The organism is Polynucleobacter sp. MWH-UH25E (genome assembly GCF_018687095.1).
Lineage (GTDB): Bacteria > Pseudomonadota > Gammaproteobacteria > Burkholderiales > Burkholderiaceae > Polynucleobacter.
Window position 1 is genome coordinate 1,419,180 of sequence record NZ_CP061286.1, and the last position, 13,840, is coordinate 1,433,019.

Sequence of the window (13,840 nt, forward strand, 5' to 3'; positions counted from 1 at the left end):
TTTTAACGGGGCTAGATTATTTTCTCAGGAGCATCTGTTTTGCTATGCCCCGCAAAAGATCAATTTCCTCTTTGCGAAGTCTACTGCGCGCAAATAGGGCTTCGAGTCGAGGCATCAATTTTTTTGGATTGGCCGGATTGAGGTAGCCAATAGCTTCTAGACCCTCCCTCCAATGCTCTAGCATTGCAGTAACTGCGGCTGGGTCGGCTAAATCTACCCCAGAGTCGCGATTTTTAGAAGCATCACCAATACCTGGGCTTTGAAGTACTTGTCTCAGGGTGTAGGCGCAAACCATGATGGCCTGTGCCAGATTAAGGGATGGGTAGTCTGGGTTAGCATCGAGCCATACGCGATGGGTGCATAAGGATAAGTGGTGATTTTCTAGTCCAGTTCTTTCTGGGCCAAAAACTAGGGCGGTTTTTCCTTGATTTTGAGTGTTTTCAGAAATCAAACTTAGAGCAGAATGCCAATCCAATGCTGGCGGCCCGAATTCTCGATCTCTGCTAGTAAGACCTAGTACTAAGGAGTATCCCTCCACGGATTGACCAAGCGACGAATGTTCAATCGCTGAATCTAGGAGATCGACCGCACCACTGGCAAGGGCAATCGCTTCAGGTTCCTTAGTAATCCTCTGAATTTTGGGCTTAATCAAATGTAAATCTTGAAAACCCATTGTTTTCATGGCTCTGGCAGCCGATCCTGCATTACCCGGGTGGCTAGTTTCCACCAGTATCCATCGCAGCAAATGGGCTGAATCAATGTTCATGGTTTAGGTATCAAGAGGTAAATGGGGTAAATCGTTTAGAATCATAGTATTAGCTTTGTATTGTCATGCACTTTCGGCAATATTTCAGCCTTGTTCTTATTTAATTTGTCCATCCATACTATGCATCCCATGTTAAATGTGGCCGTAAAGGCCGCCCGTCGCGCAGGAACCGTTATCAATCGTGCATCTCTAAATTTAGAGAGACTGCAGGTGGATCGCAAACAGCACAATGATTTTGTGACTGAGGTGGACAAAGCTGCCGAAGCAGCCATTATTGAGACCTTGAGCGAGGCTTATCCAACGCATGGTTTTTTGGCTGAAGAGACAGGTGAACAAAACATTAATGCCGAAAACGTTTGGATTATTGATCCATTGGATGGCACAACTAATTTCATACACGGCTTTCCTCAATACGCAGTTTCTATTGCATTAGCAGTAAACGGCATCACTCAGCAAGCTGTTGTGTATGACCCAAATCGTGATGAATTATTTACCGCAACTCGTGGTGCAGGCGCATATTTGGATCGCCGCCGTCTAAGGGTTGCTACGCAAGATCGATTAAGTAATTCATTGATCGGTACTGGCTTCCCTTATCGTGAAGATCAAGACTTAGAAAAGTACTTAAAAATATTTGCCGAGATGTCACGTCAGTGTGCTGGCTTGCGTCGACCAGGAGCAGCATCATTGGACTTGGCTTATGTCGCAGCCGGTCGTTACGATGGTTTCTTTGAGAGCGATCTAAAACCTTGGGATATGGCAGCAGGCGCTTTGCTTGTGACCGAAGCTGGTGGTTTGATTGGCAACTATCGTGGAGAAGAGGGCTTCCTCAAGAGCGGTGAAGTCATGGCCGCCAATCCAAGAATTTATGCACAAATGGTGCAGTGTCTCTCTAAATACTCTGCCTGCTAAGCTTTAACTTCCATTTAACTACTAGGCCTTAATTAAATCAATCGCACGCACGCCTTGCGCGTTGATTAGTAGGGCGTTTGCTCGTGGAGCAGTTGCTTCGGGGTGATCTAGGTCCCAGTCTGAAAGAACCCAGCGTTCCCAAGACTGACTTCCTAGAGACTCCTGGTGATGTGATGGTCTATGCGTATGACCATGAATTAATATTTCGCCAGAATGTTCTCGCAGGATTGCGGCACAAGCCTCTTTAGTGACATCCGTCTTTATTTTATTCTGCTGATAGGATGCTTGGGCGCCACGCGCGTAGTTAGTGTGACTATTCATGCGCAATTGGTTGGCAACTGCACGTCTCCAAGTAATTGGTAAAGCGAGAAATAATTTTTGCAGCCAAGATTTTCTAACCCAGCCGCGAAATATTTGATAGCCAATATCAGCGGTACATAGTGCGTCACCATGGGAAAGTAGGTATTTATTGCCAGCAATTTCCACCGGTGAAGGATCGGCCAGTAAAGTCATACCGGTTTTTTTCAGGAACGCAGAGCCCACTAGAAAATCCCGGTTACCGTGGATGTAGTAGGTCTTAACCTTGTTTGATAGGTTGGAGAGAGCCTGCTTTACCTCATGCTGAAAGGGAGAGTGACTTGCCGCATCATCACCAACCCAGTATTCAAAGAGGTCCCCCAATATAAAGACAGCCTCCGCTTGGGAGGTATCTTTTTCGCAGAAGTCAAAAAAACGTTGCGCCGTCAAAGGCATTGACGGCGTCAAATGAAGATCTGAAATGAGCAGTGCGCTCGCGTGTTGCGGGATCATTCCTCGAGAACGGTCGCTTTCTCAATGACGACATCTTCAGTTGGAACGTCTTGATGAAAGCCTGCATTACCAGTTTTCACCTTGCGTATAGCGTCAACAACATCCATGCCATCGCTTACCTTGCCAAATACTGCATAGCCCCAGCCTTGAGCATTCGGTGCGGTGTGGTTCAAAAAATCGTTGTTATTAACGTTGATAAAAAATTGCGCAGTCGCAGAGTGGGGGTCGCTAGTGCGGGCCATGGCAATCGTGCCACGTTCATTTTTAAGACCATTGTTGGCCTCATTTTCAATCTCAGCACCTGTTGGTTTTTGTTTCATGCCAGGAGCCATGCCGCCACCTTGAATCATGAAGTTATCAATCACGCGATGGAAGATCGTACCGTCGTAGTGACCGCTTTTTACATACTGCAAAAAATTGGCAACGCTTTTTGGTGCCTTAGCAGAATCGAGAGTGAGGGTGATATCACCCTTATTGGTTTTTAGGAGTGCCTTCGCCATTGCTTGATTTACCTTCTAATGTGTTAGTGGAAGAATTTGATGCAGGATTAACAGTGTTATTGATACCTTTGGTTTGTGGCTTCAATAGGTTCAATAAGAATTTAGCGCGATTGGAATATAGACGCTGATTTAACTGGGTATTGGCAGCCGCGTCTTCATAGGCTTTTGCACCAAGGCGAACATAGACTTCACCTAAGTTCGCAGCAGCAAGGCTATAGCTCGGTCTGAGCTTAAGTGCTAACTCAAGATAATCGCGCGCCTCGATCCATTTGCCTTGGTTGGCGGCAATTGCTGCGAGATTATTGTAGGGTTCTGGCAGTTCTGGAAATTGTTGGGTAATTTCAATTAAGGTTTTTTTGGCACCATCGAAGTCACGTAATTCAATCTGTAAACGTGCTTTTACATAACGCAGTTGCACATTACGTGGAGTCTTTTTCAGTTGATCATTAATTGCATTAATTGCATCTTGGTATTTGCGTGCTTTGACGAGCTTTTCAATATCCGACGGCACTGCATTTTTAGTAACCGGATCTGGTTCAATAATCAGAAATGATAAAAAGGGAACGCCAACGGTTTCCGATAGCTCCGGATTCAATGGACCATAAGGAGCATCGGTAGAAAGGCGTGGTGGGTCCCCTGGGCCATAGCCACCTAGATAAGGTTGCGTTTGAGCCTCTGGAGACTTTGCTTCTTGTTTATTGAGTGCCGCAATTTGAGAATCAGCAAGCTGCTGTGCTGGAGTGCTACAGCCAATAAGTGATGCTACAGCAATAAAAATGGCTAATGCCCTGAAAGGGCTTGAAAACTGTACTTTTCGGGACTCAAACATAGGGCTGACGGTGAAAAACTGGCTCATTCGATATACTCAGCGCTCAGTCTAACAAATTAGCACCGCCTTACCCCTCCCTTAATGCCCTATGCTGCAAATCTATAACACCCTTAACCGTTCTAAGCAGGTTTTTAAGCCCATCAAGCCAGGTAAGGTAAAGATGTATGTCTGCGGCATGACAGTCTATGACTTTTGCCATATTGGTCATGCTAGGGTCATGATTGTCTTTGATATGGTCGTTCGCTGGTTGAGGGCGAGTGGATATGAAGTGCTTTATGTTCGCAATATCACGGACATCGACGACAAAATTATTAATCGCGCATTAGAGAATGGCGAGCCAATTTCGGCTTTAACAAATCGCTTCATTGACGCTATGCATGCCGATTCGGATGAATTGGGCCTAATGCATCCAGATAAAGAGCCACGCGCAACAGACTACATAAAGCAAATGCAGGGAATGATTGGTAAGCTTATTGAAAATGAGCTTGCTTATCAGGCGGAAGATGGTGATGTGAACTTTGCAGTTCGCTTGCTTCCTCGTTATGGCCAACTTTCTGGCAAAACTTTAGATGAATTAAACGCGGGTGAACGTGTAGCGGTTGGTGGCGGCAAACGCGATCCACTCGACTTTGTGTTGTGGAAGAGTGCTAAGCCCGAAGAGCCGGCTGATACACGTTGGGCATCTCCTTGGGGTGAAGGCAGACCGGGCTGGCACATTGAGTGCTCAGCCATGTCATGCGACTTGCTAGGTGAACATTTTGACATTCATGGCGGTGGCGCCGACTTGCAGTTTCCTCATCATGAGAATGAGATTGCCCAAAGCGAAGGGGCTTTATATGGCCAGAATCGCAAAGAGAGTGATGCTCCATTTGTAAATTATTGGATGCATAACGGACATATTCGTGTAAACGAAGAGAAGATGTCTAAATCATTGGGCAATTTCTTTTTGATTCGGGATGTACTTAAAAGCTTTGATCCAGAGGTATTGAGATTCTTCATGCTCAAAGCACATTACCGTAGTCCAATTAATTACAGTGATGCGCAATTAGAAGAGGCGCGGTCTGGCTTAGTGCGTTTATATACCGCACTTGCTCATGCGCCAACGGCCAGCAACCCTTCATTAGATGTTGAGAGTCTTTGGGTCCAGCGCTTTACTGAGGCGATGAATGATGATTTCAATACGCCAGAGGCAATAGCTGTTCTGTTTGAGCTGGCAAGTGAAGTAAATCGTGCCCAAGGTCAAGATAAAGTTGCTCTAGCTGCGACCCTTAAGTCACTTGGCGGCATCCTTAATTTCTTACAAAGAGATCCAACCGCATTCTTGCAAATGGGATCAAAGAATGATGGAGAGCTGCAAGCGCAAGATATTGAAGATCAAATCGCTGCACGTGCTGCAGCTAAACAAGCGAAAGAATTTACTAAAGCAGATCTCATTAGAAAGACCTTGCTTGAGCAAGGTATCGTTTTGGAAGACAAGCCGGGCGGCATTACTGAATGGCGTAGAGCGTAGTGTCGACCGCAAAAGAAAAAGTTGCATCAATTGGTGGCGCCCCAGATTATTGGGAGCAAGCTTGTCGTGATTTAATGAAACAAGATCGCATCATGAAAAAAATCATTCCCAAATATGGCTCTGGTTTTTTGGTTACACGAGGCGATGCATTTACAACTCTCGCAAGAGCGATTGTGGGTCAGCAAATTTCTGTAGCGGCAGCCCAAGCAGTTTGGGATCGTGTTCTTGTCGCCAGCAAGAAAAAGATGAATCCCAAAAATATCTTAGCTTTATCGGTTGAGGAATTGCGCGCTGCGGGTTTATCTGGGCGCAAGGTCGAATACATTCGGGATTTGGCTGATCACTTTGATTCTGGACGTCTTCATGCCAATCAATGGAAAAACATGGATGATGAGAGCGTTATTCAAGAATTGAGCGCTATTCGGGGTATTGGGCGCTGGACCGCGGAAATGTTCCTCATTTTTAACCTGATTCGCCCCAATATCCTTCCTTTGGATGATGTGGGGCTAATTAAGGCCATTTCCCTCAATTACTTTAGTGGCGAGCCTGTAAGCCGCCATGAGGCTAGAGAGGTAGCGGCTAATTGGGCCCCATGGCGAACGGTTGCTACATGGTATTTGTGGAGAAGTATCGACCCCATTCCAGTTGAATATTAAAATCAGACTATGAAAACGACTTTCCTGGATTTTGAGCAGCAAATCGCCGAATTAGAGTCAAAGATTGAAGAGCTGCGTTTTGTGCAAGATGAATCATCGGTGGACATATCCGATGAGATCAAAACACTTTCTGAAAAAAGTCTGCAGCTTACTAAAGATGTTTATGCCAATTTAACTCCATGGCAAGTCTCTCAAGTTGCACGACATCCTCAAAGACCATACACACTAGATTATGTAGGCGCATTATTTACCGATTTCCATGAATTGCACGGTGATCGTACTTTTGCGGACGATCAATCCATCATTGGTGGTCTAGCGCGTTTTGATAATCAACCTTGTATGGTGATCGGTCACCAAAAAGGTCGCGATACAAAAGAGCGCGCATTGCGAAACTTTGGCATGAGTCGTCCTGAAGGTTATCGCAAGGCAATGCGCTTAATGCGACTTGCGGAAAAATTTGGTATTCCAGTATTTACTTTTGTGGATACACCAGGTGCCTTTCCTGGAATAGATGCGGAAGAGCGCAATCAATCAGAAGCGATTGGTCGCAATCTCTATGTTCAGGCTGAGTTAGAAGTTCCAATCATTGCTACCATTATTGGTGAGGGCGGTTCTGGAGGGGCTCTGGCGATTGCAATGGGTGACGTGGTTCTGATGCTGCAAAACTCTACCTATTCTGTGATTTCACCTGAGGGCTGCGCCTCGATTTTATGGAAGACTGCCGATAAGGCTTCAGAGGCGGCTGAACAGCTGGGCTTGACGGCTCAACGGTTAAAAGCGCTGGGTTTGATCGACAAAATTGTTGCCGAGCCTATTGGCGGCGCACATCGTGATTATGATGTGATGATGAGCAATATGCGCAAGGCGCTTGCTGAATCTCTCAATACTTTTGATGGCATGAAAACAGATGCGTTGCTTGAGCGTCGCCATGAGCGCCTAATGAGTTATGGCAAGTTCAAGGAAGTCGCAGCTAAGTCCTAAATCACCTAAACGAATTGCGGTCGCTTTAAGTGGCGGCCTCGATTCGGTGGTGTTGCTTGATACGGTTTGTCGAGCACAAACTGAGAGCAAAAATTCTGCTCTAGAAATTTATGCTTTTCACATTCATCATGGCTTGCAAAAGCCGGCAGATGACTGGCTGCTTTTCTGCGAAAAGCTTGCAAAAAAATATCAAATTTACTTTGATTTTCGTCTGCTTCATCTTGGCGATCAAAAGATTGGTGGCAATGTTGAAGGACGAGCTCGTAAGGCACGGTATGAGGCTTTGGCAGAGCTTTGCGAGCAATATGGAATCGATGATTTGCTCTTAGCACACCATCAAAACGATCAAGCTGAGACCGTTCTCTTGCAGTTGCTGCGAGGATCTGGCGTTGCTGGATTGTCTGGAATGCCAAATACCCGCAAGTTGAAGACGCCAAATAAGGAAATTACTTTATGGCGACCATTACTTAATCAAAGTCGCGCTGAATTAGAGTCTTATGCGAAAGAGCGTAATCTCAAGTGGGTAGAAGATCCAAGCAATCAAGACGATGTGTTTAAGCGCAATGCTATTCGCAAACAAATTATTCCTAGACTAGAACAACTCCAACCCGAAGCAGTGGCAAATCTTGCGAGAAGTGCCAACTTGATTGGCGAGTCTCAGGGCTTATTAGATCGCTTAGCTCAAATTGATGGCAAGACCATTTATCAAGAAGGCGTTATTTCCATAAAGCCATTAAAAGCTCTGGCAAAGTTCGATTTACCGGCTGCAAATAATGTATTGCGTTATTGGCTAAAAATCAAAGGACTTTCTATGCCTTCACAAAAGAGGCTTGGTGCTTGGTGGCAAGATCTTGATTTGGTGAAGTCAGATGCGCAGTTAGAGTGGTTGCATGACGGTCAAATCATTCGACTTTGGAGGGGGCAGTTACAAGTTTCTGTAGAGTTGGATGGGGGGTGGATTTTTCAACCAGTTCCAATCAGAAGTAAAAAACCAGGATTAAGTGCTACTTGGATCAAGAGGGCCCAAAAGGACGGCTTAATTTGTATTAAGGCGAGATCGGGCGCTGAAAAATTGCAGATCAAGGCGAATGCACCGCGCAGAACCCTCAAAAATCTATATCAAGAGAGTGATATTCCTCCCTGGCAGCGCCATGCGCCACTTCTCTATATTGGTCAGGAGTTAATTGCTGTCGCTGGCGTGGGGGTAAGTTACCCGCATTTGGTTCATTCGGGGTCTAGGGTTTGGCCAGAGTGGCAGCAGACGTCAAACTAAGGCGTAAAACCCTGTAAAATATAGCCTTTTTAGATCATCAGGAATTATTTTCCTGTTTAACAAACGGCAAACAGTTTTTATGGCTCTTATTGTTCATAAGTATGGCGGCACCTCAATGGGTTCAGTTGAACGCATTGCAAATGTTGCAAAGCGTGTTGCTAAATGGATGCGTGCTGGCCATCAAGTGGTGGTTGTGCCATCCGCTATGTCGGGCGAAACCAATCGGTTGCTAGGCCTGGCAAAAGAAATCAATCCAAATCCAAGTCCTCGTGAGCTTGATCAAATTGCTTCTACAGGTGAACAGGTTAGTTCTGGTCTATTAGCATTGGCTTTGATGAAAGAGGGTATTGATGCGGTTAGTTATGCCGGTTGGCAAGTAACCGTATATACGGACTCCTCTTTTACTAAAGCGCGTATTAAAAGCATTGATAGCAAAAAGATTTTGAATGATCTAAACGCTGGTCGTGCAGTTGTTGTTACTGGATTTCAGGGTGTAGATCCAGAAGGCAATATCACTACATTAGGCCGTGGCGGCTCTGATACATCCGCGGTGGCTATGGCTGCTGCATTAAAAGCAGATGAGTGCCTCATCTACACAGACGTTGATGGTGTGTATACAACTGACCCACGTGTTTGTGAAGATGCGCGTCGCCTAGATAAGATTACTTTTGAAGAGATGCTTGAGATGGCAAGCTTAGGCTCAAAGGTATTACAAATTCGTTCTGTTGAGTTTGCTGGTAAGTACAAAGTTAAAACCCGTGTTCTGTCATCACTGACAGATCCTATGATGCCTTTAGACCAAGAGATGAAGTCGGGCACCTTGATTACATTTGAAGAGGACAGCACTATGGAAGCCGCCGTTATTTCCGGTATCGCCTTTGCGCGCGATGAAGCGAAAATTACCGTACTCGGAGTTCCTGATCGCCCAGGTATTGCATATCAAATCCTGGGTCCAATCGCTGATGCGAACATTGATGTAGACATTATTATTCAGAATCAATCAGTTGAAGGTAAAACCGATTTCACATTCACTGTGCCGCGCGCTGATTATCAAAAAGCCTTGGACATTCTTAAGGGAACAGTACAAGCCCATATTGAAGCTAAAGAAATTTCAGGTGATCCTAAAGTTTCCAAGGTATCTGTTGTTGGCGTTGGCATGCGTTCGCATGTTGGTATTGCTAGCAAAATGTTCCGCACCTTGTCGGAGGAGGGTATCAATATCCTCATGATCTCTACCAGTGAAATTAAGATTTCTGTCGTCATCGATGAGAAATATATGGAATTGGCTGTACGCGCTTTGCACAAGGCGTTTGAGTTGGATCAGAAGTAAGCCCCTCAAAAGGTCAATAAAACCCCTCAGATGCGGTTATCCGTTAAACTGTGGGGCGCAGTAAAAAGTACGGAGACGTGGCCGAGCTGGTCGAAGGCACTCCCCTGCTAAGGGAGCATCGGGGCTAAAACTCTGATCGGAGGTTCGAATCCTCTCGTCTCCGCCAGTACTTTTCAAATAAACCCAGTAAATCTAAGGATTTTCTGGGTTTTTTGTTATCTAATTTTATGTTCTAAGTCATTGAAAATAAACAATAAAATTGGAAATATCAAAATATTTGTTGCTTAGCAGCAAATAAATGTTGCAATACAGCAAAAAGTTTGGAACAATGGTGCATCGCAACAAAAAACGTAACCACATTCATAAAGGATTAATCATGTTCCAGAATCAATTAAACGATCAAATCGCTCAAGCTCAAGCTAAAGCTGTTGAGAATGCAAAACATTTGGCACAAGTAGCTGTTGAAAGTGCTCAAGAGTTGGCAGAAATCAACCAAGCTGCTGCTAAAGATGCATTGGCTGCTGCACAAGACGCTAGCTCACAGTTGTTGGCTATCAAAGATGCACAGCAATTGGCTAAATTAGCTCAACCAGAAGCTGCTCAAGAAGCTGCTAAGTATGCTGCTGCATACCAAGCTAAAGTTAACAAAGTTGTTCGCAACGGTAACAAAGAAGTTGCTCAAGTTGTTGATGCTTCTATCGATGATGCACGTGATGATTTAGTTAAGTTTGTTAAAGAAGCAACTAAAACTGCTCCTGCTGGTTCTGAGGCATTTGTATCTGCATTCAAAACTGCATTCGAAGCTTCTATTCAACAATTTGACCAAGTTCGTGCAACTGCTACTGATGCATTCGCTACTTTCGAAAAGAATGTTGACGCTGCATTGGCTAACTTTCAAGGTCAATACGCTGTAGCTAAGCCAGCTGCCAAAAGCCGTAAAGCTGCTTAATTAGTATTCGCGTTAAATAGAAAAACCGCCTTCGGGCGGTTTTTTGTTGTTCCTGAGAAATCAAACAAGACTAGCAAAGCCTTAACAGGCCCTAGTAGGCTACTCCATCCGCGGCTTTCAAGTACCCTTGTATGTATTGCGGTGGTATGTACACAACCGTTGTAACTCCAGCTTTAGATCCAATCTTGAGCTCAAAGCCATTCTTCATATTCTGTTTTAAAAAGGCATCAGTGACTTTAATGGATAGCAATTCTTTAAACATGCAGCCTCTGGATTCACATAGGCCAGCTTCTTTGGAAATTACCTTAAAGCTACTTACTGGTCCGTTAATGAGGCTGGCAGAGTTGTAGTCACGCACTTGATTGAAGTAGGTGAGGTGCACTTGAAGTTCATAAGTCTTCATTCCTTGCTGTGTTTCAGCTGTACGAAGATTAAACATTTCGTAGGTGTTAGCTTCATCCATCGTATTGATAGATGGGCCTAGATAAGTTTTGCCGCCTGTTGTGGGGTTTGGGGTAACAGTGGTTGATTGATACACGTCATTTACTTCCCATGAGCTGATCTTTTTATCGTTGTTGGCGCAAGCGCTAAGGCCTAGGGCGATAGAGGTCAGTAAAACAAGATGTGCAAGACGGTACATATTTATAGCTCCTTAGTTACCTAAATCATACTATTGCAATCACCCCAATGGCTTTTCTAGCCTTTTATCCAGCTGTTTTCTCCCGCATTCATAAAAACAATCGCTTTTATTAGGGTTTGTCATGATGAATTTACTATACTTCACAACTTCACATGTAATGAAGTTGTGATATAGTGTTGGAACTGGGAGATGAAATGAGAAGACAAATACCGAAAACACATCAAGCCTTGGAGTGGATAGGGAAGGGCATGAGCGCAGCTCAGGCCGCTAGAAAGATGGAAATTTCAGAATCCAGTGTCTATGCCGCCCTCAGAAAATCGAGAGCGAAAGATATGGGTTGCTGTCCAACGTGTGGTCACAAAATAAGGAACTAAGATGAAAAAAACTCTATTAGCAGGTGTAACAATTTCACTTGCAGCATTTGCATACGCAAATACGTCGTCTGATTCATCTGCGCTAGTTAGTCAGCAGTGCAAGATTTCTGCTGAAGCCGTATCAACCTTAAAGGGCTTGCAATATGGCAATACATCTATTCGTAAAGATGTGGCAAGTTTGATTGATCGTCACCTTAAGACGCCAGAAAATAAAGAGATGGCATATAAAAAGCTGAACTTGATGGTGGATGACAAATCAAGTAATGCAGCGACATTAGAGTCAAAGTATTGTTCTTAATGTAGTAAAAATTAAACCCCGCATATAGCGGGGTTACTTTATGCTGTAAAGAGAAAGCATAGTTGCCCTAATACTTTAGGGTGGACAAAAAGCTTTTGATCGCATTATTTTGAACCTCATTCTCTGCTTCGGTAATACCGGCACCGGAGAGATGACCCATTGGTAAGCGGTCGTTAATGGCAATATATTTTGCTCCTGGGATTAGATTTGCTGAAGTTTTGGCATCAGATTCCGGATTGAGCAAATCCCCCGTTCCAGCAAGGATTAAAGTTTTTGCTTTAATTGATTTCAGGGCAGCAGAAGTATTGCCATTAAACCCCTTGGTTAGGCCGACATCATGTCTATCGTAAGCGCGTGATTGCCATATCCAGTCATTCGCATCCATCCTTTTCCATCCAGCATCCTGTACCTTTTTTAGGTATTCAATTTCTGCAATTGGCGTTGGATTAAGTTGATCCTGATATGCGGGTGTTCTAACAATGACACCGCTAAGCCAACCAGCCCATAGTTTCATGCCTTGTTCAACTGGTTTTTCGTATTTGCCGCCTTGATATGTTGGATCAGTCATGATGCTTTGACGTAGCATTTCAAGTACGCCAGTGGTCCAGGCCGGGGTTTTTGCTAAGGGGATTATAGGTATAACAGCCTGCATTGTATTTGGATAAGAAACGGCCCATTGCAACGCTTGCATACCGCCCATTGATGCCCCAACTACTGCTACAAGTTTGGTAATCCCAAAATGATTCATGATTAACTCATGCTGGCTATTCACCATGTCTCGTATATTAAATTCAGGAAAGCTCACATTTGGTTGAGACTTGCTATTTGATGGTGATGTTGTAAGTCCATTGCCAATCGCATCAGTGCAAATTACAAAGTACTTATTGGTATCCAAAGCCTTGCCAGGCCCAATGAGATAGTCGATCCTGTGATGGTTTCCGCCTATCGCAGTTACCATGAGGATCGCATTAGTCTTATCGGCGTTTAATGTGCCTTGCGTTGTATAGGAAAGATTGAAGTCCTCAATGACGGAGCCATTTTCTAGTTGAAAATTTCCTTCGGAATAAAGCTGGTGGGGTGGATCTGTCGGTTTATGGGCTGCAGATATTAGAGGTGTCAGGATGCAGGCTAGCGCAAGACCCTTGATAATGGCTCTATACATGGTTGTCTCCTTTTTATTGTTTATGTATTTATAGCAGGAATCATATGGGTCATGCTTTTGAGTGCTCTGAATGTGGCAATCCTAGGAATATGATGGGTTCTTGTCAGTATTGCGCAAGCGCATCACCCCCAAGCGTATTGGTCGAAGCGATTGAGCTCAATATAAAGCGAGGAATGCCTACGGTAGAGGCAGCACTGGATACATTGACTGAGCATCTCAGGGCAGCACATGAGTTGAAGATAAAAGCAATCATATTGATTCATGGGTACGGCTCATCAGGAGAGGGCGGGCATATTAAGCGAGCCATTCATGAGGCGCTCGAGTTAAATCGTTACGCAGACCGAGTAGACGAGTATTTTTACGGGGAAAATGTGCCGTATGGAAGCCCTGCCTATCATGAGTTAATGAAGAAGCGACCCAGTCTCAAGCGGTATTTGAGGCATTTCAAGGCATCCAATGCTGGAATGACTGTGCTGCTATTGGGGTCTGGCTACAGAAGTGCTTAGAATAGATACGACTACAGGAAATTATCATGACAGCAAAAAAATTAGAGCAAGCAGATCAACTGATCGATGAATTCAAATCCCTGGTTGCGGATGCAGAGGTTTTAATAAAGGCAACCCAAGATCATCCAAACGAGACCATCGGCAACCTACGTAATAAGGCGCTGGAAACTATTTCAGGCGCAAAAGAAAAGATTTCCAGTTTAGAAGGAGATCTAGCTGACAGGGCAAAAGTTGTGGCTGCTGGGGCGGATGATTTCGTGCATCGCAATCCTTGGGAGGCAATAGGAGTCGCTGCTGGATTGGGTCTTTTAATTGGTTTGTTTATCCGTCGACGCTAGGTATTTATG

Annotated in this window: 16 protein-coding genes and 1 tRNA gene; 11 read left to right on the top strand and 6 right to left on the bottom strand. The window is 44.6% G+C overall.

Translation table 11 applies throughout. The features are described 5' to 3' along the window. Positions 1-16: 16 nt before the first annotated feature. Complete coding sequence (locus ICV39_RS07445) at positions 17-766, bottom strand: RNA methyltransferase (RefSeq protein ID WP_215389488.1); 750 nt, start codon at positions 764-766, stop codon at positions 17-19. Between the two features lie 120 nt (positions 767-886). Here ICV39_RS07445 and ICV39_RS07450 point away from each other — a divergent pair, with 120 nt between their 5' ends. Next, the gene (locus tag ICV39_RS07450; RefSeq protein WP_215389489.1) at positions 887-1,675 is read left to right on the top strand and encodes an inositol monophosphatase family protein; all 789 of its coding nucleotides are present in this window, start codon (positions 887-889) and stop codon (positions 1,673-1,675) included. Between the two features lie 21 nt (positions 1,676-1,696). Here the strand turns inward: ICV39_RS07450 and ICV39_RS07455 are convergent, their stop codons facing one another. Genes ICV39_RS07455 through ICV39_RS07465 form a run of 3 tightly spaced genes read right to left on the bottom strand, consistent with a single transcriptional unit; the run spans position 1,697 to position 3,841 of the window. Beyond that, on the bottom strand, positions 1,697-2,485 hold the full coding sequence (locus ICV39_RS07455) for a UDP-2,3-diacylglucosamine diphosphatase (RefSeq protein WP_215389490.1): 789 nt from the start codon (positions 2,483-2,485) through the stop codon (positions 1,697-1,699). Continuing rightward, complete coding sequence (locus ICV39_RS07460) at positions 2,482-2,985, bottom strand: peptidylprolyl isomerase (RefSeq protein WP_215389491.1); 504 nt, start codon at positions 2,983-2,985, stop codon at positions 2,482-2,484. The genes ICV39_RS07455 and ICV39_RS07460 overlap by 4 nt, the downstream gene beginning before the upstream one ends. Next, a complete protein-coding gene (locus ICV39_RS07465; RefSeq protein ID WP_251372652.1) occupies positions 2,957-3,841 on the bottom strand; it encodes a M48 family metallopeptidase in 885 nt (294 codons plus the stop codon). Before ICV39_RS07465 ends, ICV39_RS07460 begins: the two co-directional genes overlap by 29 nt. 61 nt (positions 3,842-3,902) lie before the next feature. Between ICV39_RS07465 and cysS the strand changes: the two genes are divergently transcribed. The 7 genes from cysS to ICV39_RS07500 all read left to right on the top strand — a co-directional run bounded on the left by cysS (position 3,903) and on the right by ICV39_RS07500 (position 10,513). Further along, positions 3,903-5,324 carry a cysteine--tRNA ligase gene (gene cysS / locus ICV39_RS07470; RefSeq protein WP_215389492.1) on the top strand — a complete coding sequence of 474 codons (1,422 nt, stop codon included), beginning with the start codon at positions 3,903-3,905 and terminating at the stop codon, positions 5,322-5,324. Next, positions 5,324-5,980 (top strand): DNA-3-methyladenine glycosylase, encoded by a 657-nt coding sequence (locus tag ICV39_RS07475; protein ID WP_215389493.1) that lies wholly within the window; start codon positions 5,324-5,326, stop codon positions 5,978-5,980. Before cysS ends, ICV39_RS07475 begins: the two co-directional genes overlap by 1 nt. 9 nt (positions 5,981-5,989) lie before the next feature. Further along, the gene (locus ICV39_RS07480) at positions 5,990-6,961 is read left to right on the top strand and encodes an acetyl-CoA carboxylase carboxyltransferase subunit alpha (protein WP_215389494.1); all 972 of its coding nucleotides are present in this window, start codon (positions 5,990-5,992) and stop codon (positions 6,959-6,961) included. Continuing rightward, on the top strand, positions 6,927-8,234 hold the full coding sequence (gene tilS, locus ICV39_RS07485) for a tRNA lysidine(34) synthetase TilS (protein WP_215389495.1): 1,308 nt from the start codon (positions 6,927-6,929) through the stop codon (positions 8,232-8,234). Before ICV39_RS07480 ends, tilS begins: the two co-directional genes overlap by 35 nt. 79 nt (positions 8,235-8,313) lie before the next feature. Beyond that, positions 8,314-9,564, top strand: a complete 1,251-nt coding sequence (locus ICV39_RS07490; RefSeq protein WP_215389496.1) for an aspartate kinase — start codon at positions 8,314-8,316, stop codon at positions 9,562-9,564. 71 nt (positions 9,565-9,635) lie between these two features. Then, a tRNA-Ser gene (locus ICV39_RS07495) sits at positions 9,636-9,730 on the top strand. A 132-nt stretch (positions 9,731-9,862) separates the two neighbouring features. Continuing rightward, the gene (locus ICV39_RS07500) at positions 9,863-10,513 is read left to right on the top strand and encodes a phasin family protein (RefSeq protein ID WP_251372653.1); all 651 of its coding nucleotides are present in this window, start codon (positions 9,863-9,865) and stop codon (positions 10,511-10,513) included. Positions 10,514-10,604: 91 nt separating this feature from the next. Here the strand turns inward: ICV39_RS07500 and ICV39_RS07505 are convergent, their stop codons facing one another. Next, positions 10,605-11,153, bottom strand: a complete 549-nt coding sequence (locus ICV39_RS07505; RefSeq protein ID WP_215389497.1) for a hypothetical protein — start codon at positions 11,151-11,153, stop codon at positions 10,605-10,607. 375 nt (positions 11,154-11,528) lie between these two features. Here ICV39_RS07505 and ICV39_RS07510 point away from each other — a divergent pair, with 375 nt between their 5' ends. Continuing rightward, complete coding sequence (locus tag ICV39_RS07510) at positions 11,529-11,825, top strand: hypothetical protein (RefSeq protein WP_215389498.1); 297 nt, start codon at positions 11,529-11,531, stop codon at positions 11,823-11,825. A gap of 67 nt (positions 11,826-11,892) precedes the next feature. Here ICV39_RS07510 and ICV39_RS07515 read toward each other — a convergent pair whose 3' ends face one another. After that, positions 11,893-12,987, bottom strand: coding sequence for an alpha/beta fold hydrolase (locus tag ICV39_RS07515; protein WP_215389499.1), 1,095 nt, complete (start codon positions 12,985-12,987; stop codon positions 11,893-11,895). 44 nt (positions 12,988-13,031) lie between these two features. Between ICV39_RS07515 and ICV39_RS07520 the strand changes: the two genes are divergently transcribed. After that, the gene (locus ICV39_RS07520) at positions 13,032-13,493 is read left to right on the top strand and encodes a Smr/MutS family protein (protein ID WP_215389500.1); all 462 of its coding nucleotides are present in this window, start codon (positions 13,032-13,034) and stop codon (positions 13,491-13,493) included. 26 nt (positions 13,494-13,519) lie between these two features. After that, complete coding sequence (locus ICV39_RS07525; protein ID WP_215389501.1) at positions 13,520-13,831, top strand: YqjD family protein; 312 nt, start codon at positions 13,520-13,522, stop codon at positions 13,829-13,831. Positions 13,832-13,840: the final 9 nt, after the last annotated feature.

Bases quoted from the DNA above. Each gene is read 5' to 3' on its own strand.
- ICV39_RS07445 (WP_215389488.1), bottom strand. From the start codon at position 766: ATGAACATTGATTCAGCCCATTTGCTGCGATGGATACTGGTGGAAACT.
- ICV39_RS07450 (WP_215389489.1), top strand. From the start codon at position 887: ATGCATCCCATGTTAAATGTGGCCGTAAAGGCCGCCCGTCGCGCAGGA.
- ICV39_RS07455 (WP_215389490.1), bottom strand. From the start codon at position 2,485: ATGATCCCGCAACACGCGAGCGCACTGCTCATTTCAGATCTTCATTTG.
- ICV39_RS07460 (WP_215389491.1), bottom strand. From the start codon at position 2,985: ATGGCGAAGGCACTCCTAAAAACCAATAAGGGTGATATCACCCTCACT.
- ICV39_RS07465 (WP_251372652.1), bottom strand. From the start codon at position 3,841: ATGAGCCAGTTTTTCACCGTCAGCCCTATGTTTGAGTCCCGAAAAGTA.
- cysS (WP_215389492.1), top strand. From the start codon at position 3,903: ATGCTGCAAATCTATAACACCCTTAACCGTTCTAAGCAGGTTTTTAAG.
- ICV39_RS07480 (WP_215389494.1), top strand. From the start codon at position 5,990: ATGAAAACGACTTTCCTGGATTTTGAGCAGCAAATCGCCGAATTAGAG.
- tilS (WP_215389495.1), top strand. From the start codon at position 6,927: ATGGCAAGTTCAAGGAAGTCGCAGCTAAGTCCTAAATCACCTAAACGA.
- ICV39_RS07490 (WP_215389496.1), top strand. From the start codon at position 8,314: ATGGCTCTTATTGTTCATAAGTATGGCGGCACCTCAATGGGTTCAGTT.
- ICV39_RS07500 (WP_251372653.1), top strand. From the start codon at position 9,863: ATGTTGCAATACAGCAAAAAGTTTGGAACAATGGTGCATCGCAACAAA.
- ICV39_RS07505 (WP_215389497.1), bottom strand. From the start codon at position 11,153: ATGTACCGTCTTGCACATCTTGTTTTACTGACCTCTATCGCCCTAGGC.
- ICV39_RS07510 (WP_215389498.1), top strand. From the start codon at position 11,529: ATGAAAAAAACTCTATTAGCAGGTGTAACAATTTCACTTGCAGCATTT.
- ICV39_RS07515 (WP_215389499.1), bottom strand. From the start codon at position 12,987: ATGTATAGAGCCATTATCAAGGGTCTTGCGCTAGCCTGCATCCTGACA.
- ICV39_RS07520 (WP_215389500.1), top strand. From the start codon at position 13,032: ATGGGTCATGCTTTTGAGTGCTCTGAATGTGGCAATCCTAGGAATATG.
- ICV39_RS07525 (WP_215389501.1), top strand. From the start codon at position 13,520: ATGACAGCAAAAAAATTAGAGCAAGCAGATCAACTGATCGATGAATTC.